Annotated in this window: 18 protein-coding genes, 3 tRNA genes and 1 pseudogene; 13 read left to right on the plus strand and 9 right to left on the minus strand. The window is 56.4% G+C overall.

Going from position 1 to position 19263, the window contains the following annotated elements; genetic code table 11:
• Positions 1 to 93: 93 nt before the first annotated feature.
• The gene (gene dnaG, locus ET810_RS01230; RefSeq protein ID WP_134315973.1) at positions 94 to 2010 is read left to right on the plus strand and encodes a DNA primase; all 1917 of its coding nucleotides are present in this window, start codon (positions 94 to 96) and stop codon (positions 2008 to 2010) included.
• Between the two features lie 60 nt (positions 2011 to 2070).
• Here the strand turns inward: dnaG and ET810_RS01235 are convergent, their stop codons facing one another.
• From ET810_RS01235 to ET810_RS01245, 3 genes are all read right to left on the minus strand, one after another.
• The gene (locus ET810_RS01235) at positions 2071 to 2652 is read right to left on the minus strand and encodes a thiamine biosynthesis protein (RefSeq protein WP_134315972.1); all 582 of its coding nucleotides are present in this window, start codon (positions 2650 to 2652) and stop codon (positions 2071 to 2073) included.
• A gap of 91 nt (positions 2653 to 2743) precedes the next feature.
• Complete coding sequence (locus ET810_RS01240) at positions 2744 to 2986, minus strand: hypothetical protein (RefSeq protein ID WP_013911960.1); 243 nt, start codon at positions 2984 to 2986, stop codon at positions 2744 to 2746.
• 275 nt (positions 2987 to 3261) lie between these two features.
• A tRNA-Asn gene (locus ET810_RS01245) sits at positions 3262 to 3334 on the minus strand.
• Positions 3335 to 3560: 226 nt separating this feature from the next.
• Between ET810_RS01245 and ET810_RS01250 the strand changes: the two genes are divergently transcribed.
• The 4 genes and pseudogenes from ET810_RS01250 (at position 3561) to ET810_RS01265 (ending at position 5920) form a co-directional block, all read left to right on the plus strand.
• Positions 3561 to 3634, plus strand: a tRNA-Ile gene (locus ET810_RS01250).
• Positions 3635 to 3802: 168 nt separating this feature from the next.
• On the plus strand, positions 3803 to 4564 hold the full coding sequence (locus tag ET810_RS01255; protein WP_087454920.1) for a trimeric intracellular cation channel family protein: 762 nt from the start codon (positions 3803 to 3805) through the stop codon (positions 4562 to 4564).
• Positions 4565 to 4569: 5 nt separating this feature from the next.
• Positions 4570 to 5379, plus strand: coding sequence for a serine hydrolase domain-containing protein (locus tag ET810_RS01260; protein ID WP_134315971.1), 810 nt, complete (start codon positions 4570 to 4572; stop codon positions 5377 to 5379).
• A gap of 179 nt (positions 5380 to 5558) precedes the next feature.
• Positions 5559 to 5920, plus strand: a pseudogene (locus tag ET810_RS01265) (hypothetical protein).
• Position 5921: 1 nt separating this feature from the next.
• On the opposite strand, the gene ET810_RS01270 reads toward ET810_RS01265, so the two are convergent.
• Positions 5922 to 6743: an HAD-IIA family hydrolase gene (locus tag ET810_RS01270; protein WP_087454333.1), complete on the minus strand. Its 822-nt coding sequence runs from the start codon at positions 6741 to 6743 to the stop codon at positions 5922 to 5924.
• On the minus strand, positions 6740 to 7048 hold the full coding sequence (locus ET810_RS01275) for an acyl carrier protein (RefSeq protein ID WP_087454332.1): 309 nt from the start codon (positions 7046 to 7048) through the stop codon (positions 6740 to 6742). Before ET810_RS01275 ends, ET810_RS01270 begins: the two co-directional genes overlap by 4 nt.
• 71 nt (positions 7049 to 7119) lie before the next feature.
• Between ET810_RS01275 and ET810_RS01280 the strand changes: the two genes are divergently transcribed.
• Positions 7120 to 8085 (plus strand): alpha/beta fold hydrolase, encoded by a 966-nt coding sequence (locus ET810_RS01280; RefSeq protein ID WP_087454331.1) that lies wholly within the window; start codon positions 7120 to 7122, stop codon positions 8083 to 8085.
• A gap of 103 nt (positions 8086 to 8188) precedes the next feature.
• On the opposite strand, the gene aceE is transcribed toward ET810_RS01280, so the two are convergent.
• On the minus strand, positions 8189 to 10924 hold the full coding sequence (gene aceE, locus ET810_RS01285; protein WP_087454330.1) for a pyruvate dehydrogenase (acetyl-transferring), homodimeric type: 2736 nt from the start codon (positions 10922 to 10924) through the stop codon (positions 8189 to 8191).
• Between the two features lie 172 nt (positions 10925 to 11096).
• Between aceE and ET810_RS01290 the strand changes: the two genes are divergently transcribed.
• From ET810_RS01290 to cbiB, 3 genes are all read left to right on the plus strand, one after another.
• On the plus strand, positions 11097 to 11534 hold the full coding sequence (locus ET810_RS01290; protein ID WP_087454329.1) for a DUF3052 domain-containing protein: 438 nt from the start codon (positions 11097 to 11099) through the stop codon (positions 11532 to 11534).
• Positions 11535 to 11607: 73 nt separating this feature from the next.
• Positions 11608 to 11680 (plus strand) — tRNA-Val (locus ET810_RS01295).
• Between the two features lie 116 nt (positions 11681 to 11796).
• Positions 11797 to 12762, plus strand: a complete 966-nt coding sequence (cbiB, locus tag ET810_RS01300) for an adenosylcobinamide-phosphate synthase CbiB (RefSeq protein WP_134315970.1) — start codon at positions 11797 to 11799, stop codon at positions 12760 to 12762.
• A gap of 17 nt (positions 12763 to 12779) precedes the next feature.
• Here cbiB and ET810_RS01305 read toward each other — a convergent pair whose 3' ends face one another.
• The 3 genes from ET810_RS01305 to ET810_RS01315 are packed head-to-tail and all read right to left on the minus strand — an operon-like array spanning position 12780 to position 14874.
• The gene (locus ET810_RS01305) at positions 12780 to 13727 is read right to left on the minus strand and encodes an SURF1 family cytochrome oxidase biogenesis protein (RefSeq protein WP_087454327.1); all 948 of its coding nucleotides are present in this window, start codon (positions 13725 to 13727) and stop codon (positions 12780 to 12782) included.
• A gap of 6 nt (positions 13728 to 13733) precedes the next feature.
• The gene (locus tag ET810_RS01310; RefSeq protein WP_225870054.1) at positions 13734 to 14243 is read right to left on the minus strand and encodes a low molecular weight protein-tyrosine-phosphatase; all 510 of its coding nucleotides are present in this window, start codon (positions 14241 to 14243) and stop codon (positions 13734 to 13736) included.
• Complete coding sequence (locus ET810_RS01315; protein ID WP_087454326.1) at positions 14224 to 14874, minus strand: HAD-IA family hydrolase; 651 nt, start codon at positions 14872 to 14874, stop codon at positions 14224 to 14226. The genes ET810_RS01310 and ET810_RS01315 overlap by 20 nt, the downstream gene beginning before the upstream one ends.
• A gap of 30 nt (positions 14875 to 14904) precedes the next feature.
• Between ET810_RS01315 and cobC the strand changes: the two genes are divergently transcribed.
• From cobC to ET810_RS01335, 4 genes are all read left to right on the plus strand, one after another.
• Positions 14905 to 16047, plus strand: coding sequence for an Rv2231c family histidinol phosphate aminotransferase CobC (gene cobC / locus ET810_RS01320; RefSeq protein ID WP_087454325.1), 1143 nt, complete (start codon positions 14905 to 14907; stop codon positions 16045 to 16047).
• A complete protein-coding gene (locus tag ET810_RS01325) occupies positions 16044 to 17210 on the plus strand; it encodes a Nif3-like dinuclear metal center hexameric protein (protein WP_087454324.1) in 1167 nt (388 codons plus the stop codon). The genes cobC and ET810_RS01325 overlap by 4 nt, the downstream gene beginning before the upstream one ends.
• Before the next feature lie 155 nt (positions 17211 to 17365).
• Positions 17366 to 18082: a zinc ribbon domain-containing protein gene (locus tag ET810_RS01330; RefSeq protein WP_087454323.1), complete on the plus strand. Its 717-nt coding sequence runs from the start codon at positions 17366 to 17368 to the stop codon at positions 18080 to 18082.
• A complete protein-coding gene (locus ET810_RS01335) occupies positions 18082 to 19239 on the plus strand; it encodes a bifunctional RNase H/acid phosphatase (RefSeq protein WP_134315969.1) in 1158 nt (385 codons plus the stop codon). Before ET810_RS01330 ends, ET810_RS01335 begins: the two co-directional genes overlap by 1 nt.
• Positions 19240 to 19263 lie beyond the last annotated feature (24 nt).

Genomic DNA, 19263 nt, shown 5'->3' on the forward strand with positions numbered 1-19263 from the left:
CTCAGCTCTGCCCAGCTACGAAATTCTTTTTCGAGCTGGGCATTGTGCTGCTCAGATGGTTTCCCGTTTGGATAGACCGCTAATGTAGTGCCTATGGCAAAGGGACGGATACCGGACAGTGATATTCAGGCGATCAGGGAGCGCACACCCATCGAGGGGATCGTGGGGGAATACGTACAGCTCAAGCCAGCCGGAGCGGATTCCTTGAAAGGTCTGTCCCCCTTTAAGGAGGAGAAAACTCCGTCGTTCCACGTCCGCCCCAACCATGGGTACTTCCACTGCTTTTCCACCGGCAAGGGAGGCGATGTTTTTAGCTTTCTCATGGAGATGGAGCACCTCACTTTCCCCGAGGCCGTAGAAGCCTGTGCAGAGAAGATCCACTATCAGATCAACTATCAAGGCGGAACCACCGGTGCGCGCCGGGAGGAGCCAGGAACACGCCGTCGTCTCATTGAGTCGAATAAGGCGGCTCATGCCTTTTATCGGGAGCAATTAGAGACCCCTGAAGCCGCTACTGCGCGTCAGTTCCTGCTGGACCGAGGGTTTTCGCAGCAGCATATTTATGCGTTTGAATGCGGATATGCGCCCGATGGCTGGGACATCCTTACAAAACATTTGCTGCGCAAGGGCTTTGATTTTAAGGAGCTTGAAGCCGCGGGGTTATCCACAATGGGGCGGCGTGGGCCAATCGATAGGTTCCATCGTCGTTTGCTATGGCCGATCAAGAGTGTTTCTGGCGACGTCATTGGGTTCGGGGCGCGCAAGCTTTTCGACGACGACAAGCTGGGCAAATACATGAACACCCCCGAAACCTTGCTGTATAAAAAATCCAAGGTTCTTTTCGGCTTGGATAACGCTAAGAAAGACATCGCGCAGAATCACCAAGCCGTGGTGGTGGAAGGCTATACCGATGTTATGGCCATGCACGCGGCTGGCATCACTACGGCTGTCGCCGCATGTGGTACAGCCTTTGGCGAGGAACATCTCCAAATCTTGCGGCGCTACATGCTTGACGACTCCTACTTTGCTGGCTCCCTCATCTACACCTTTGACGGCGATGAAGCCGGGCAGAAGGCCGCTATGAGGGCGTTTGAGGGCGATCAGAAGTTCACGGGTCAGTCCTATGTGGCGGTGGCCCCTGATGGCATGGACCCGTGCGATCTGCGCCTGAGCAAAGGTGATGCTGCCGTCCGTGACCTGGTTGCGCAGCGAGTCCCCATGTTCGAGTTCATTATTCGGACGCTCATCGCCGGATACTCCCTCGACTCCGTTGAAGGGCGGCTCCAAGCCTTAAGGCGCGCAGTGCCTATTGTCGCGGACATTAAAGACCAGGCGCTCAAAACCGAATATGCTCGCTTGCTCTCTGGTTGGGTAGGTTGGCCCGACCCCAACGAGGTTATCCAGCAGGTGCGTGTTGCAGAACGTCGCCCAAGGAATGCCCCGAAGCCAAAGCGTGCCACCCGATTTGATGCGAACAACGATCTGGCTGCGGGTGTAGCCACCACACTCATGGTGCTGCCAGACCGTAAAGACCCGCGGCTATGGCCACAGCGAGAAGCCTTGAAACTGGCACTTCAGTATCCGCAGGTGGCCGGTCAGCACTTTGACGACCTCCCAGATGATGCGTTTAGCAATGAGGCGTATGCGGCGCTCAATTCCGCTATTGCTCAAGCCGGTGGATGTGCGCACACAGATGAGGGGCCAGCGTGGCTTGCTGCGGTATCCGATCGCGTTCATGACCTCGTAGGGAAATCGCTGGTGTCGGAGCTGGCCGTGGAACCGGTTCACATAGAAACCGAAGAAGAAGTGGAAAACGGTTTACTCACGCACATAGACAAGACTCTTTCCAGGCTGCAAGAGCAACGCGTAGGAAACCAGATCGCCTTGCTGAAAGGGAAGCTCCAGCGGATGCGCCCCAGCGACGATGAGGTGGCGTATAACTCGATGTTCGCTGAACTGGTGGCTTTAGAACAGTCGCGTCGCGAGTTGCTCAGACGGGTCTTCCAATAAAAGAAAAACCACGACGTAAGCGCTTAACGACGCCTCTGTCGTGGTTTTTACCAGGAGGATTTAGGAAGCAAACGTGACGGGAACCTCGGCCACGTCGCGGAATCCCTCAGTGTGGTCGCCAAAGACCTTCAACACGCATTTATCTGTCTTGCAATCTACGCCTTGGCCAGTAGAAGCTGCGTGGAGAGTCACGGTGGCTGTTCCGTCTGCATTCAGCGGGGTCGTGCCCATTCCGCCGGATTTAATCCATGCCTGTGCGGTTGTATCGGAGTGCTGTCCGGTGCACAGTGGGGCAGGGGCGCCGTGAGGGGTGGCTGTGCTGCAGATGGCGGCATAATAGCCGGATTGCGGATTAAGTCCACTGACATTGAGGGTGATCTCTTGTCCCTCGACGAGGCTCTGGGTAGCAGAAGCCACGATAGTGGCTTCCTTGTCGGAGCCGGTAGCTTGAGCAGACGTAGATGCTGCAGCGCTTTCCGTGGAGGGATCGTGAGCGTGCGACTTCGGGGCAGCCGCTGACGTTGCCGTGTCGACTTTCTTCGCTGAATCGTTCTCGTTTGGTGGCGAGCAGGCGGCAAGAGCAGTGCCAAGCACCAAGACGCCGGCTGCTGCGGTGAGGGAACGTCGGAAGTTGCGAGTCATAGGGCTTTTAACCTTTCGGTTTCGATTATGAGCGGGCTTCAAGTACCGCAGTCTATATCAAGGATAGGCTAAACTTCTATGAGTGAGGTGGTTAGTCGCGATCCGGCTCCAGGACGGTTGATCCGTCTGCTTGCTTTAAGTTCTTTACTTCCTTCATACGAGGTTGCGGGTCTAGCTTATTTGCGATGGCCTTGCGGGTTACCTCCACGGCTTTTTGGGTCACGGGCGAGGAAACTGCCGCTTGGTAACCCTTTTTGATTTGCTCATAACGCCTACGACCGGCTTTTGTGCCAAAGACGTATCCGGCAGCAGCGCCAACCACAAATTGGATCATTGATTTTCTTCCTACTCACTTCGTCTTAGTGCGAACACTGATCACCTGTAATGCTTGGTGTCCACCCTACCTAAGAACTCTGAGAGTAAACGCCAACTATCTCCGTGGGGAACGCTGGGGATGGGAAGATGTCGTTTTTGAGAACGCTAGAAATGACGACCTGGGGTTTTGCTGGGCATGCCGGGCCTAGCGTTCTCAAAAACGACAATGAGGTGAGACTGACGGCAAAAAGCCGGATGGAGTAGCTTCTTAGCTACTCCATCCGGCTTATCTTGCTCCTCCAACTGGACTCGAACCAGTAACCCTTCGATTAACAGTCGAATGCTCTGCCAATTGAGCTATGGAGGATTATCTATCCTCAAGGTCTCCCTTGCGACATGAAAAGACTATATAGGGGTTTAAAGATTGGGACAAATCCCCAGGTAGATGCCCGTTAGGGGAGGTGCTAAAAGTCTTAAATAGACGTCGATGGTGTGCCAGAGTTTTGTGGGTGCTGATTGGGGCGGGGGCCGATTCGACTTTTCTATGCATCATCCGCTTATAATGGTCGCGGCCAAGAAAGACGCGGCCGGTTGGGGCTATAGCTCAGTCGGTTAGAGCTACGGACTCATAATCCGTTGGTCCGGGGTTCGAGCCCCCGTGGCCCCACAAAATTGCAGGTCAGATATTGATTTATTCAATGTCTGACCTGTTTTTGTTATGCCCATGTTTAAGGCCCATGTGTCCAAAGCGCAGATGAGGTGAGCTGGCGCTAAAGCAGTTTTCATTAGTGTTTGCCTGCCTGCTTCGCTTTTCTTACTGATGCTTGCGCTCGTTATGATTGTCCGAGTGAATACGGTTGACCCCCACATCTTGACGATGTACGCCACGTTTGACCTGATCGGTGTCGTGCTCAACGGGATTATCGGCGGCACGATTGCTCGCCAGCGCGACTATGATGCTGTTGGTTTTGTCTTTCTAGCGCTATTTTCTGCCCTCGGCGGCGGCATGCTTCGCGACGTCCTCATGCAGCGGGGAACAGCCGCAGCCATCGCGGACTCGCGTTATCTGCTATTGGCCATCGCAGGGGCGCTGCTGGCTTTAGTGATTAATTTCAAGGGGCAGGCTTGGGAAATTTTCAAGGCTAATGGTGATGCAATCGTCCTAGGGGTGTGGTCGGTTACTGGTGCGGTCAAGGCTCTTAATTTTGATATGCCGCTTAGCAGTGCGGTTTTCATGGGTGTTCTGACGGCTGTGGGTGGCGGAATGATTAGGGACATCTGTACGGGGCAGGTGCCGGGGATTTTCGGTGGTGGCCCGCTGTATGCGGTGCCGGCTTTGGTGGCGTCGATAAGCATGGTGACCTTTAGCAACTTTGGTTTTTATGCGTTGGGGATGGTGGTTTCTCCGATCTTGGGCGCCGGTCTGGCAATCGTGGCGTATTGGCGCGGATGGGTTTTGTTCCGAAATTCTGAGTGGGCACCGGTTAATATGACTGCTGCCCAGGTGGCTGCTCTGGTGCGGCGTAGCGAGCGCCGTGGGTTTATTCGCGGCCGAGGCTCAAAGCAAAAAATCGAGGGCGACTTCGACTTAGGATAGGGCGTATGGAACTAGAACAGCTGGTAGCCACATGGCCGATGGATAACGTTGCGAGTGCGGCGATTTCGGGGGATCGCCTGGTTACAGCAGGGGACTGCGATCGCATGTTTGAGCTGGCCAGCGTGACAAAGCTGCTGGCTGCCTATGGGTTCCTTATCGCTGTGGAAGGGGGGGTCTTTGACCTGGATCAAGAGCTGGGACCCGAGGGGGCGACGGTGCGCCATATGCTGGCGCATGCGTCCGGTGTGGGTTTTAAGGCTGGTGATCCGGTGAAGCCGGTGGGGAGCCGTCGTATCTATTCGTCTTATGGTTTTGAGCTTTTGGCTCAGGCTGTGGAAGAGGAAGCCGGAATGTCGTTCGCGGGCTACCTCGACGAAGTCGTTTTTCAGCCCTTAGGTATGCACTCAACGCAGCTGTGGGGGTCTGCCGGGCACGAGGGGAGGTCGTCGGTATCAGACCTCGTCTCTTTTGCCCGTGAGCTTCTTAATCCCCGATTGCTGGCCCCCGAGACCCTTTCCGAGGCCTTTAGTGTTCAATTCCCGGAGCTCAATGGCATTGTTCCGGGGTATGGCATGTATAAACCGTGTCCGTGGGGGCTGGGGTTTGAGATTAAAGGAACGAAGGACCCGCATTGGACGGGGGGTCAGATGCCGGCGACTACGGTGGGGCACTTTGGTCAGTCGGGGACGTATCTGTGGCTGGTTCCTGGATCCGGTGTGGCGATGATCGCATTAACGGATCGTCCCTTTGGTCCGTGGGCTAAAGAGTCCTGGGCACAGGCTAACGATGCCGTGTGGCGCATGGTTCAACCTTAACTTTATGTTGAACAAATGGGGCTGTGTGCTGGGGGATAAACCAGTTATTGAGAGTTGAGCATGGGGCGTGTGATGCATAAAAATCGCGGTATCGAGCAGCATCACACGGGGTCGTTGGGGAAGGCGAAACCCGTCTTACGCTGATACGCATATCGGCGTTGAGTTGTGAAACGGTGCTCATGCAAGAACAGGTTTTTGCGGTTCTCCGCGTGGAAGGAATGCCAAAAAAATGGCGGCTGACCGTGGAATCTGCGATGGTAGAAAATATTGCGACGGAACCGCTTGATGCGTTACCCGGCGTGGACGAGCTCAACGCGGCTTGGTGCACGACCTGGCGGCGCAACGCGTTGCGTCCGCGTGCGGTCGACTGCAGGGAGGTACTCAACGGCACGGCTGAAGAATTTGAGAAACTTCGTGACACCCTGGTGCAGCTATCCACGGACGAGGGCTTCTATGCCGATGTCGAGATTTTTATGCCAACGGGGCACGAAGCTTTGCGACGCACCCCCGGACACCAGTACGGGCCGGGGAATACGTTTAAATCAGTCCTCTGCGCTAGGGACGTAATATCCGTCGCCGAAGGGGTCAAGGAATGACTCGGTTAGATCTGCAATCGAGTCTATGACCTTGGTGGGGCGGAACGGATACTTAGAGATCTCTGCATCGTCGGAGATGCCTGTGCGGACGAGGACTGTGCGCATGCCTGCCTCAAGTCCACAGCGCACGTCTGTGTCCATCCTGTCGCCGATCATCACTGTGTTCTCGGAGTGAGCACCGATGTTATTCAACGCAGAACGCATCATGACGGGGTTCGGTTTCCCCACGAAGTAAGGCTCCTTGCCCGTTGCAGCCGTAATCAGCTGCGCCACCGCGCCGGTAGCCGGCAAAATTCCTTGAGGTGCGGGGCCCGTGACATCTGGATTAGTGCAGATGAATCGCGCGCCCTCCAAAATCAGATTGATTGCGGTGGTGATGGCCTCAAAAGAATAGGTTCGGGTTTCTCCCAAAACAACAAAATCTGGATGTGAATTGGTCAGTATCCAGCCATTATCGTGCAGCTCAGTGGTCAAACCGGATTCACCCACAACATAGGCAGTTCTTTCCTTGTCATGTCCGCCAGCCTGACTGCTCAGGAACGTGGCAGTTGCCTTGGCAGAAGTCCAGATGCGCTCAGGCGGGATCGTAAGCCCGATATGGCGCAGCCGTGCGGAAAGATCCCGAGGAGTGTGGATCGAATTATTGGTGAGGACCATGAAATTAATATCGTTGTCCATGAGGTTGTTAAGAAAACGATCAGCCCCGGGGATGATCTCGCCTTCCCTGATGAGGACTCCATCCATGTCCGTGAGGTAGGAAATGGTCATTTCTGCTGCTCTCCTTTGCGTTCCGCATAATCGATGAGATCTTGTACCGTTTCAAGCGCAAAAATCGCAGTATCCGTCGTACGGAACCCACAGTGTTCCTCTACCCGAATAGTAAGTTCGATGCGGTCGAGAGATGTTATTCCAAGGGAATCAAGGCGAGCGGAAGGAACTGCGTTTTCTTTTTCTACCCCTAAGAGAGCGAGTACCGCGATGACTTTTTCCCTGGTCGAAGCATCCGCACTCGGTTGAGAAGAATCGGAGGTGCTGTCTTGCAGCTTGAGAAGCTGGTCTTGAAGCGAGGACACAGGTAGAACTCCTTGAGATGAGGGAGGGGCTAAGAACAATTCCGACTTTACGCAGGCGTAGGCTCAAACGCATGCGACTGCCTCGATTGACGCGCAAGGGCCGGCGTCGACAAGCTCTTGCCCGCGCAAAGAAACACAGCACAGCACATGACAGGTTTTATAGCGAGTCCCGCACAACCGGCAGAATCCGTTATTACCTGGACGGGCCTGAGGATGCTGACGTTACCGTCGTCTTTATCCATGGCTTTACGTTGGCGGCTTCAGCGTGGCACCTACAAGTAGCCCACGTTGCGCATGAAGCCCGCTGCGTTCTCATGGATTTACGCGGACACGGGAACACAGGGGAGTATTCCGTAGAAGACTGCACTCTCGACGGCGCTGCCGATGACGTAGCGCGCGTTTTAGAAGCGGTGAAGCCCAATGGCCCCCTCGTCATAGTTGGACACTCCCTCGGCGGAATGGTGGCAATTAATTTCTTACGTCGATACCCCGAATTCCGGGCGCGTACTGCCGGGCTCGTTTTGGTAGCCACCGCAGTGGACTCCTTTGCCAGCCAAGGCGTTCCTCAGGTCCTAGCCCTACCCGTAGCAGAGAAAATCCGTAACGCAGCGGAAGCATCCCCAGCAGAGACCGCCACACTCAGAGAAGCTATAGCTGCTTTGGTAGCTCCCACCCTGGCAGTCACTGTCTTCCAGACTCCCATGCCTCCCAGCGTCATTGATTTCCACGCTCAGCTGATTAATGAAACCCCTCTTTCCACCTATGTGGGATTCCTCGACGATTTGCAAGAACACGAGGAAGCCGAAGACGCGAAACTTCTCAACGGAATAGAGGGCGTAGTGATCGTGGGAGAAAAAGATTCGGTCACCCCGCTCAGCCAGGCGCAAAGGATTGTCAGCCTGTGGCCAGATGCCGGCTTACAAGTCGCGCCTCATGCCGGGCATATGATCATTTTGGAACAGCCTGCGATAGTGAATAAGGCGATTGATCAGATGATCGAGCATGCTCACTCCGTGGGGAAATTGCCCACAGCCTGATCCTAACGCTCTCGTTTGAGAAACACCTTTGAACAACACCGAAGGCCGGTGCCCATGCACATACTGTGCGGGGCACCGGCCTTAGCGCGATGAGGACGTGTGATTACGCCTTAGTCGGGTCGGTGAGGTGGAAACGCTGTGCGGCCTCAGCAGCAACAGAACGATCAACCTTGCCCTCGTGCACGAGCGCGTTGAGGGTAGCCACAACAACAGACTCTGCGTCGATGTTGAAGAAACGACGGGCAGCAGGACGGGTATCGGAGAAACCGAAACCGTCTGCACCCAACGTGGTGTAGTGGCCTGGGACAAAGCGGCGGATCTGCTCCTGGAGGTCCGTAGCAAAGTCGGAGACTGCTACGTAAGGGCCGTTGCCCTTCTTCAGCTGGGTTGTTGCGAAGGCCTCGCCTGGATCCGTTTCTGGGTGGCGCAGAGCCTGGCGGTTCTTCTCCTGGCCTTCTCGTGCCAGCTCAACCCATGAGGTGACGGAGAAGATATTCGCACCAATGTTGAACTCATCGCGCAGAATATCCCGAGCACGGAGCGCCTGCTGCATTCCGATGCCGGAAGCAAGCAAGGAAACCTCGTGCTCGCCACCCTGAGCCTTCTCGTACAGGTAGATGCCCTTGTGGAGGCCCTCTACATCGAGATCCTCAGGCTCGGCAGGCTGAGAGATAGGCTCGTTGTAGATGGTCAGGTAGTACATGATGTTCTCGCCGCGGCCTGGGCCGTACATGCGGTCGATGCCCTCGCGCAGCAGGTGCGCGATCTCGTAGGAGAATGCCGGATCATAGGAGACCACGCTGGGGTTGGTCGACGCGATGATCTGGGAATGACCATCCATGTGCTGGAGGCCCTCACCGGTGAGCGTGGTGCGGCCAGCGGTAGCGCCGAGGATAAATCCGCGGGCCATCTGGTCGCCGGCAGCCCAGAAAGAATCGCCAGTGCGCTGGAAACCGAACATCGAGTAGAAGATGTACAGCGGGATCATGACCTGGCCATGGGTGGCATAAGAGGTCGCCGCTGCGATAAACGCTGCGGTAGAACCGGCCTCGTTGATGCCTTCGTGCAGGATCTGTCCGTCTGCTGCCTCGCGGTAGGAGAGCATGAGATCGTGGTCAACCGGCACGTAGTTCTGATCATGTGGGTTGTAGATCTTCATGGTGGGGAACCACGAGTCCATACCAAAGGTGCGGGCCTCGTCAGGGATAATCGGGACGATGCGTTTTCCTAGCTCAGGATCACGCATGAGCTCCTTGAAGGCACGAACCACAGCCATAGTGGTGGCCACCTGCTGCTTGCCAGAACCCTTACGCAGGCTGCGAAGCTTGTCGAGCGGTGGGACCTCCACGGGGGTGTAGGACTCACGACGCTCAGGGACAAAGCCTCCAAGTTTCTTGCGCTGTTCAAGCATGTACTTGATTTCCGGAGCATCCTCACCGGGGTGGTAGTACGGCGGGAGGTACGGATCCTTTTCCAGCTGCTCGTCGGTGATCGGAACGCCCTGCTTATCGCGGAACTTCTTCAGATCGTCGAGGGTGAGCTTCTTCATCTGGTGGGTCGCGTTGCGGCCCTCGAAGTTGTGTCCAAGACCGTAGCCCTTAATCGTGTGGGCCAGGATGACCGTTGGGCGATCCTTGGTCTCCAGCGCGCGCTTATAAGCAGCGTAAATCTTGCGGTAATCGTGGCCGCCGCGGCGGAGGTTCCAGATTTCCTCATCTGTCCAGTCTTCGACAAGCTTGGCGGTGCGAGGATCGCGGTTGAAGAAGTGCTCGCGGACGTATGCGCCGTCGTTAGCCTTGAAGGTCTGGAAATCGCCGTCGGAGGTGGTGTTCATCAGATCGACGAGAGCACCCTCTTTGTCAGCTTCGAAAAGCTGGTCCCATTCGCGAGCCCAGACAACCTTGATCACTGACCAGCCAGCGCCGCGGAAGAAGGACTCGAGCTCCTGGATGATCTTGGTGTTGCCGCGGACGGGGCCGTCGAGACGCTGCAAGTTGCAGTTGATAACAAACGTGAGGTTATCCAGGTTGTTCAGCGCAGCCATTTGGATGAGGCCACGAGACTCCGGCTCGTCCATCTCGCCGTCGCCGAGGAATGCCCAGACGTGTTGTTCAGAAGTGTCTTTGATGCCGCGGTTATGCAAGTAGCGGTTGAAGCGCGCTTGGTAGATGGCATCCATAGGGCCGAGGCCCATCGACACGGTGGGGAACTCCCAGAAGTCTTCCATCCCGTGTGGGTGGGGGTAGGAAGGTAGTCCCCCCTGTGGGCGGGAAACTTCTTGGCGGAAGCCATCGAGGTCGTCTTCGGTGAGGCGTCCTTCCATGAATGCGCGGGCGTAGATACCCGGTGACGCATGTCCCTGGAAGAAGATGTGGTCGCCTCCGCCGGGGTGATCTTTACCACGGAAGAAGTGGTTCATGCCCACTTCGTAGAGTGGTGCAGCGCCAGCGTAGGTGGAAATGTGTCCACCTACTCCGATCCCTGGGCGCTGTGCGCGGTGCACCATGATCGCAGCGTTCCATCGAATCCAACGACGGTAGCGCTTCTCGATTTCCTCATCACCCGGGAACTCTGACTCCATGGTGGTAGGAATCGTGTTGACGTAATCAGTCGAGGTCATTGGGGGTAATGGCACGCGACGAGCAGATGCTCGCTCAAGCAAACGGAGCATTAGGAAGCGGGCACGCTCAAGGCTGGATCCTTCCAGCATCCCGTCGAGGGACTCGAGCCACTCGCGGGTTTCCTCGGGATCCGAGTCGTTCAGATAAGAAGCCACGCCATCGCGAATCAACGCGAAGTTAGTGTCCTCAGGACGCTTCCCAATGGTTGTGTCAGGCATTCGCCACCTCCAAGTAGAGAGAAATCCGCCGATGCGCGGGTCATGCATCGACACACGGTTTGATCTACAGGATACGTGTTAGGGGGAATTACTGCTTACCGATCAGGTTTTTCCTGAAAAACCAGCATGAAAAGAAGAGAAAACGGGCGTATGGCTGTAGAGTTTATTGTCGATGAACGCTCAAGATTTCAAGGAGAAGAATTCTGAGGCCGTAGGCGTAAACCACGCTCTCCGCCTTGGTGTCACCGCCGACATGACAGTGCAAGAAGTCGGCTGGGACGAAGATTGCGATAGCTCCATAAGTGAAGCACTAGAAGATATTATCGGCGAGGAGCTTCTCGACGAAGACACGGACGAAGCATGCGACGTTGTCTTGTTGTGGTGGCGCGAAGACGACGGAGACTTAGTCGATGGACTAGTCGACGCCGTTCGACCTCTTGCTGAAAACGGCCGCATTTGGTTGCTCAGTCCGGGGGCCGGTAAATCCGGTGCTCTCGATCCGGGTGAGATTTCCGACTCCGCTCAACTCGCGGGGCTCGTACAAACAAAAGCCGAAAGACTTGGTTCCTGGCAAGGTTCTTGCTTGGTACAAAAGGGCAATAAGCAGTGACTTTGCATTACTAGTACCTCTTCGTGTTAGTATTCTTTCCGATGCCTCAGCAGGTCTGATGTATCGGAAGTATGCGCCTTTAGCTCAGCTGGAAGAGCAGCTGGTTTACACCCAGCAGGTCGGCGGTTCGATCCCGTCAGGGCGCACAAAGACAAGCGGCGGCTCCTTAAAACAAGGAGTCGCCGCTTTTTCATGATCATCGTTGGGGAGCCACTTGGTAGCTCCACTCCTTTTCAACGTAAAAAAGGGAGAGTGCAATAACGTGTCCGAGCTAGTCCCACAGTCCAAGCCGTATCCCAAAAAATCATTGGCACTGGGAGTAATCGCCGGAGTGGCCCTCGACAGGATGTTGGGGGACCCCGGTGGCCGGTGGCACCCTGTGGCGCTTTTTGGTCGGTATGCGCACTACGTGGAAAAGCGGGTGTATCGCCCTAGCAAGAAAGCCGGTGCGGTTTTTGTTGCTGTCACCGTCTTGCCTCCGGTTATCCTTAGCGCTGTGGCGGCGCGACGCATTCCCAGGTTTATGCTTGCTGCTTCTCTTTTGGGTGCGTTGGGTGGAACCACCTTGGAAAAAACCGGAACGCGGATGGCCCGTGCATTAGCCCACGGCGATATCGCCACGGCGCGTGCCCTCGTGCCGTGGCTGTGTTCCCGGGACCCGGAGCAGCTCGATGAACAAGGGATTGTGCGCGCGACAGTGGAATCGCTGGCGGAAAATACATCGGATGCCACTATCGCGCCCTTGGTCTGGTCTGTTTTTGGTGCTCCGGCAGTAGTGGGGCATCGGTGTGTGAACACCCTGGACGCGATGGTGGGCTATAAAAATGAGCGTTATAGCGAGTTTGGGTGGGCTGCAGCAAAGCTTGACGACGTCCTCGCATACGTGCCTGCGCGCGTCACCGCTGTAGCTCATGTGGGTGCCGCAGCAGCCATGGGACGCGGGTGCAGTGCATTGCGTGCTTGGCGTGAAGACGCTCCGCAGCACCCCAGCCCGAACGCTGGGCCGGTAGAAGCCACAGCGGCGGCCGCTATGGGCGTGCAACTCGGAGGGGCTACGCATTACCCTCACGGCGTAGAAATGCGACCGGTGTTGGGGCGTGGGCCGGCCCCTACAACAGAGACGATTACAACTGCCGTCTCATTGTCTCGGTGGACTCAGGCGCTGGTGGCCTTGACTGTGGTGGCTTTCCAACAAAGAGTGTCACGAGCACAGCGAGGCCGTCACTGAACGAGAACAGCGGGCCTCTAGAAGTTATCTCGACGGTGATCGCGCTTCCGTGGGGCAGTAGTCCGGGTACTGCCATATCTGCTGCGCATCGTTGCGGCAACGCGATCTGTCTTTGCTTCCGGCTCCTGAATGGCGGCAGCTGCGTTGACCTCTGTGTCGTTTTCGGTAGTGGTATCTGAGTCAGCCTCCTGCATCTGGGCTTCCTCTTCCTTAGCCCGCCGGCGTTCTTTGATCTCAGCCCAGACAAAGTAGATCACTGCTAGTGGGGCCATGACGCCGAAGGCGATCCACTGGAACCCATAGGAGAGGTGGTTTCCACGATCGAGCTTAGGAATCGGCATGGCATGGACTTCACCGGGTTGGTCGCTTGTTAGTTGGAGATAGTCGACCCCCAAGGTGGCGTCGATAAGCGTGCTGATCTGTTCCGTGCTAATTCCGTTTACCTGCGTGTAGCCGTCTGCGGTGAGTGGCGGTGTGGCAGGGATCCCCTCATTATGGCGTGCATGCCCCACGATGGTCACGACACCTGAGGGGGCCTTATCTAAACGAGGAGGTTTTCCGGCTTCGAGCGGGATGAAGCCTCTGTTGACCAGGAGCGTTTGCCCGTTCTCGGATTGGAAGGGAACCAGCGACTGATAAGCGGGCGAGCCGTCAACAGGGCGCATCCGCAGCAAAACTTCTTTATCAGCGAGATAACGCCCCGTGAGCGTTGCTCGCATCCACTCGTTATCACCTTTGATATTGCCCGCGCTATCAAAGAGATCGGTGATGGGGGAGGGATCGGTGTCAAAAGCCTGCTCGATATGGGTGTTACGGGCAACAATGTCATGATCTTTGTTTAGCTGCCAAGGGGAGAGCACCGTGATGGCAAAGTAAGAAAACGCAATCGCTAAAACTGCGGTGATGACCCAACCTGGTTTGAGAAAAATCCGCCACCCTGACGCTCGCCTTGTAGACCTAGACACGGTTGATCACCTTTTCTCCTGGAGCTCGTGTTTAATCCACTCTAGGAGCTGTGGCATCGCGGACTCAATCTGTATGCGGGCAGTCTCAAAATCTTGAGCATCACCGTAGTAGGGATCCTCTACGTCATACGTGTGCGCAGCCGGATCGAATGTGCGTAGTAACCGGACTTTGTCAGGGGAGAATCCATAACGAAGCAGCGCATTGCGGTGCCCGCTGTCGAGCGCAATAAACAAGTCCGCATCCTCGTGTTTTTCGCCGAGTTGTGCCGCCCGGTGGCTGTCGCCATCGTAGCCGGCACGGCGGAGCTCAGCCAGCGCACGTTTGTCTGCCTTTTGCCCGATATGCCATCCGCCCGTGCCGCACGAGCTTACTGTGACGTATGGTGCTAGTCCTTCGTCTTCTATGACACTACGCAAAATCACATCTCCCATCGGCGAGCGGCAGATATTACCGGTGCAGACAAACACAATGTGGAGGGAAGTACGGGGATTGTACTCAGAAGTCGAAGAAGTCACGGACAATTCCTTTCACATCCGCCATATCAGAAGCATAGAAGTGTGCGCTTTCCCACTCGCTGGGGCAACCATGGCCCCAGCCCACGAGAACCGTGGGTATCCCGTATTCTTGGGCGCCCTCAACGTCGTGGAAGCGATCTCCGATCATGAGGATATCTGAGTTCCCAGTCTCCATGTTCATGGACTGCAACACATGGGCGATGACGTCTGATTTTGTTTTTCTTCCCGCTGCCGCATCAGCGCCACCGATGAAGTCAAAATGGTGAGCCACTCCTAGCTCCGTTAAGACCTCGCGGGCTAGACTCTCCGATTTACTTGTTGCCGTGCAGATGCGAAGACCTTGTGCTTTCCATTCGGGTAGTGCGTCGGCCCAACCGGCAAAAAGCTCGCAATCACGCCAGCCGCCGTCGTCGTAGTGGCGTCGAAAAGCAGCGAGAGCCGCAGACGTTGTGTCCGGATCCAGGTTGAGGGAACGCATAGTCTCATCCATGGGAGGTCCGGGGATGCGATGGAGCCAATCCTCATCGGGAACGGGGTGCCCAATGTGATTCATCGCCTCGATAAAACTTGTTCGGATGCCGGGGTAGGACCGAACGATAGTGCCATCAACGTCAATCAGAAGAGTGCTCATACTTTGTAGTTTCCCACTAAACTCGGATCAGTGTTACACCGTTCTCCCCACGCCTTAGCTACGGCTGCCACCAACCAGACGCCAAGCACTCCTACCGTCCCACCATTGTCGCGACTGCACGGCGATATTGATGCCCGAGGAGCGCGACTGGATTTTGCGGTCAACGTTGCAGATCCGACGCCACCGGAGTGGCTTGTGGCAGATCTGGCCGCTGAGCTCTCTCATCTTGCCGGATACCCCCACGCTGAGCAGGATGCGTCTGCGCGACAACAGATCGCTCAATACCACGGAATTTCACCCGATCACGTGCTCATCCTGTGTGGCGCTTCTGAGGGCTTTGCCATGCTTCCTCAGCTTAAACCCACTAAAGCGGCGCTTATTCACCCGAGCTTCAGCGAGCCAGACCTTGTGCTTTTCGACGCCGGCGTGGAACTCCAGCGCATCATTCTCCCCGAGCCTTTCATATTGGACGGCGCCCTTTCCCTGGGGTCAGTGGAAGAAACGGAACCAGACATGGTGGTCATCGGCAACCCCACCAACCCCACGGGAGTGCTCCACAGCGTTGATCAGCTCTGTGGGCTTCGGTCTCCTGGTCGCCACCTTGTTGTGGACGAGGCATTCATGGACATCGTGGGGGAAACCGAATCGATGATAGGGCCAGGAAAAGCGGGAGATCCACACTCCGGGTTTGATGACGTGATAGTCCTGAGGAGCCTGACCAAGACATGGTCGATCGCAGGCTTGCGGGTGGGATACCTGGTGGCGAGCCCCACCGTGATTCGCACGCTCACTCACGGAAGAGCTCACTGGCCGGTGGGAAGCCTGGCGTTTCGGGCTATCCAATCCATCATGACTACGGGCGTTGGTCAGCTGGAGGCCTTGAGAAGCGCTGTAGCCCGGCATCGAGAAGACATGGTGGAACAGCTAGACCACGCTGGTTTTAGCCTGGTAGCCCCGTCAGTGGCTCCTTTTATCCTTGTCCAGCCGCCAGCTGAGATGCGTGGGGATGCCGAACACGTGCGTAGGGAGCTGTTGAGCTTGGGCATCGCTGTGAGGCGCTGCGACACTTTCCCTGGCCTAGACTCAACCTATTGGCGCTTAGCAGTTCGCCCTGGCGAATACGTTGGTGAGCTGTTAGAAAAGCTACAGCAGATTGGAGTAGACCCGAAGTGACTCAGAATACCCGGACCACAGTCGCAGATGTACGTTCCGTCATGGAGGATGCTTATCCGCCGTACCTTGCGGAAAAATGGGATGCAGTGGGTCTCATCTGCGGCGATCCTCAGCAAGAGGTACGCACAATTGTCTTAGCACTTGACTGCACCCAAGAAGTTGCGGAAGCCGCGGTTCAAGCAGGAGCCGACATGCTTATCGTGCATCACCCATTGTTGTTGCGCGGCGTGACCTCTGTGGCTGCGGATACTCCCAAGGGCAAGGTCATACACACCCTGATCCGTGGGGGAGTCGCGCTCTTTGCTGCCCACACCAACGCGGATTCCGCGCGCCCTGGAGTCAACGACAAGCTTGCTGAACTCGTTGGCATCGTGCCAGGGCGCCCCGTGCAACCCAAACCACAAGGAATAGACAAGTGGGGAGTGCAGGTGCCCGCGGAAGCAGTGGAAGCCGTCAAGCGTTCGCTTTTCGACGCCGGCGCGGGGCAGATCGGTAAGTATTCGGAATGCAGTTTCGACATCACGGGAACAGGCCAATTCCTGCCTGACAACGATGCCACTCCACACACAGGAGTTCCTGGGGACCTTCACACAGGCCCCGAGATAAGGGTCGAATTCGTCGCACCGCGCGCTATGCGCAGCGCGATTATGACGGCGCTGCGCGCCACCCATCCTTATGAGGAACCAGCTTTTGACGTGGTGAGCATGGAAGACACACAGGATCTTTCTCGTGCCTACGGACTCGGCCGGATAGGAACGCTGCCAGAACCTATGCGTTTTGCCGATTTTGTCCAACAAGTCGCTAACGCACTCCCAGAAACAAGCTGGGGCGTGCGTGCTGCGGGAGACCCCGAAGCACTAGTACAGACGATTGCCGTGTCATCTGGCTCAGGGGACTCCTTCCTGGACGCCGTGGCACGGCTAGGCGTTGACGTGTACGTGACATCTGATCTGCGCCATCACCCAGCCGACGAGTCGCGCCGGGCACACGGACCATTCCTGGTGGACACAGCGCATTGGGCTAGCGAATATCCGTGGACGGAACAGGCCTCGGAGATTCTGGCACGTGCGTTGCCAGACGTGACGGTGGATATTGTGCCTATCAGAACTGATCCGTGGACGCTGTCGGCGCATCCGCAGTCGGTTGGGGAAAAGTCGTTATAAGGTGGGCGTCGAGAAGCCTAAGGCGATGGTCGTGGCTGTTTCTTCCTTTGCCCTGAAAAGGCTATGATTAGGGGCTTGCTTGCGCTCGTCGCCGACCGGCACGCAGCCTGTGATAACTCGACAAAGACTACAGAAACCTGAAGGTAAGGACTCTCATGAAGCTTGATCGCACACTACAACCGCTGCTGCTGGAGTTGTCCACCATCACCCGCGCGGCATCCACGAGTGTGGCGCCAAAGGTCAGCGAAGAACAAGAAGAACTTGATCGTCTGATGAGTGAGCAGTCTCGTAACCGCGAGGCCGCAGCTGCCGCGCATATGGCCGTCGATGATATGGAACTAGAGATTCGTCGTATCCAGGAAGACGAGCGCAAACTGCGCCGCCGTGAGCAAGACGGTAAACGTCAGCTCACCGCAGAGACGGACATTGAGAGGCGGCGTGACATTAAACACGACATATATTCCGCCAAGTCTCGCATCGCAGACCTTATGAGCGAGCTGCAAGAAGCCCATAACGAGATCCACGCCTTGCGCAACAACCTTGAGGTTAATCAAGCGCGAGTCGTGGACACAGACACCAAAATCGAGGCAGCCCGCAGGGCCCTGGAAGCTCTTCCCGTAGACACCACCGCAGCAACTCAAGAGGAAAGAATCACCCAGTTGCGGGACCTGCTGCCAGAGGACATCATCGTGGAGTTTGATTCGCAGCGCGACATCAACGACGTAGGAGTGGCTGCTTTTAACGGGCGCAGCTGTGGCGGCTGCTTTATTATCCTTCCGCCCGCCGATATTTCTATGATCCGCAATACCCCCATGAATATTCTTCCCCAGTGCCCTGACTGCGGCAGCTATCTTGTGAGGCAGGCAAGCTGATGAAGGTCATCATCGAAGCAGACGGAGGCTCTCGCGGAAATCCAGGCGTTGCCGGATCCGGGATCGTGCTTTTCGACGCCACCCATACCACCATTCTGCGTCGCCTGGCCTACATCGTGGGCACTGCGACAAATAATGTTGCGGAATACCACGCGCTCTTAAACGGGTTGACCGCCGCGCGCGAGCTGGGCGCAACAGAAGTGGACGTCCTGATGGACTCCAAACTTGTGGTGGAACAGATGTCGGGACGCTGGAAAATCAAACACCCTGACATGAAAGAGCTTGCCCGCACATGCAGGGATATTGCCTCCGGATTTGCTTCGATCACGTACACGTGGATTCCGCGTAAACAGAATGCGCGAGCAGACGAATTGGCCAATAAAGCCATGGATGCCTTAGCTCAAGGAGCTCAGCCGGGGTTCCTAGACCTAGGCGGCGATTCCCCCTCTGCGACAAGTCACACCGAGCCGACAGCGAAAAAAGATGCTTGCGCTGGAGACCAGCACGCTACTGCACCAAAAACATGGAATGGTGCGACCACAGACGCCACCCGATTCCTTCTGTTGCGTCACGGGCAAACCCCGATGTCTGCGGCACGCCAGTACAGCGGGCTCAGCAACCCGAGTCTTTCCGAGCTGGGGCGCTATCAAGCAGAGCGCGCCGCGCAGTACCTCGCCTCCCGTGGAGGAATTGACGTGATTGTGTCGTCTCCGCTCAAACGTTGCCAAGAAACGGCGACGGCAGCTGCGCGAGCACTCGGGATGAACGATATCCGGACCGTAGATGATCTGAAAGAGATGGACTTTGGGCAATGGGACGGCCTGACGTTTAGCCAAGCCCATGACTCAGACCCCGAGTTACACCAGCAATGGCTTGCAGATCCCAAGATTGCTCCTCCCGGCGGAGAAGCGCTTGTGCAGGCTCATCGGCGGATAAAACGGGTCAGAGAAGAGCTGCAGCGCGAATACGGGGAGGCCACCATCCTCGTGGTGAGCCATGTGACCCCCATCAAATCCATCCTGCGTCAGGCGCTGGAGGCCCCCGCCGGGATGTTCCATCGGATGCATCTTGATCTAGCGTCGTTATCCATTGCCGAGTTTTACTCGGATGGTCCCACGTGCGTTCGACTGGTCAACGACACGTCGTATCTGCGCTAGATCTTTGTGAGAACCGCTAGCGCT

Source organism: Corynebacterium silvaticum (assembly GCF_004382825.2).
GTDB lineage: Bacteria > Actinomycetota > Actinomycetes > Mycobacteriales > Mycobacteriaceae > Corynebacterium > Corynebacterium silvaticum.

What these genes read in the sequence shown, in the direction of transcription:
- ET810_RS01290 (WP_087454329.1), top strand. Translation starts at nt 11,097, where the DNA reads ATGAACGCTCAAGATTTCAAGGAGAAGAATTCTGAGGCCGTAGGCGTA.
- ET810_RS01235 (WP_134315972.1), bottom strand. Translation starts at nt 2,652, where the DNA reads ATGACTCGCAACTTCCGACGTTCCCTCACCGCAGCAGCCGGCGTCTTG.
- dnaG (WP_134315973.1), top strand. Translation starts at nt 94, where the DNA reads ATGGCAAAGGGACGGATACCGGACAGTGATATTCAGGCGATCAGGGAG.
- ET810_RS01240 (WP_013911960.1), bottom strand. Translation starts at nt 2,986, where the DNA reads ATGATCCAATTTGTGGTTGGCGCTGCTGCCGGATACGTCTTTGGCACA.
- ET810_RS01330 (WP_087454323.1), top strand. Translation starts at nt 17,366, where the DNA reads ATGAAGCTTGATCGCACACTACAACCGCTGCTGCTGGAGTTGTCCACC.
- aceE (WP_087454330.1), bottom strand. Translation starts at nt 10,924, where the DNA reads ATGCCTGACACAACCATTGGGAAGCGTCCTGAGGACACTAACTTCGCG.
- ET810_RS01270 (WP_087454333.1), bottom strand. Translation starts at nt 6,743, where the DNA reads ATGACCATTTCCTACCTCACGGACATGGATGGAGTCCTCATCAGGGAA.
- ET810_RS01255 (WP_087454920.1), top strand. Translation starts at nt 3,803, where the DNA reads ATGATTGTCCGAGTGAATACGGTTGACCCCCACATCTTGACGATGTAC.
- ET810_RS01335 (WP_134315969.1), top strand. Translation starts at nt 18,082, where the DNA reads ATGAAGGTCATCATCGAAGCAGACGGAGGCTCTCGCGGAAATCCAGGC.
- ET810_RS01315 (WP_087454326.1), bottom strand. Translation starts at nt 14,874, where the DNA reads ATGAGCACTCTTCTGATTGACGTTGATGGCACTATCGTTCGGTCCTAC.
- ET810_RS01260 (WP_134315971.1), top strand. Translation starts at nt 4,570, where the DNA reads ATGGAACTAGAACAGCTGGTAGCCACATGGCCGATGGATAACGTTGCG.
- ET810_RS01280 (WP_087454331.1), top strand. Translation starts at nt 7,120, where the DNA reads ATGCGACTGCCTCGATTGACGCGCAAGGGCCGGCGTCGACAAGCTCTT.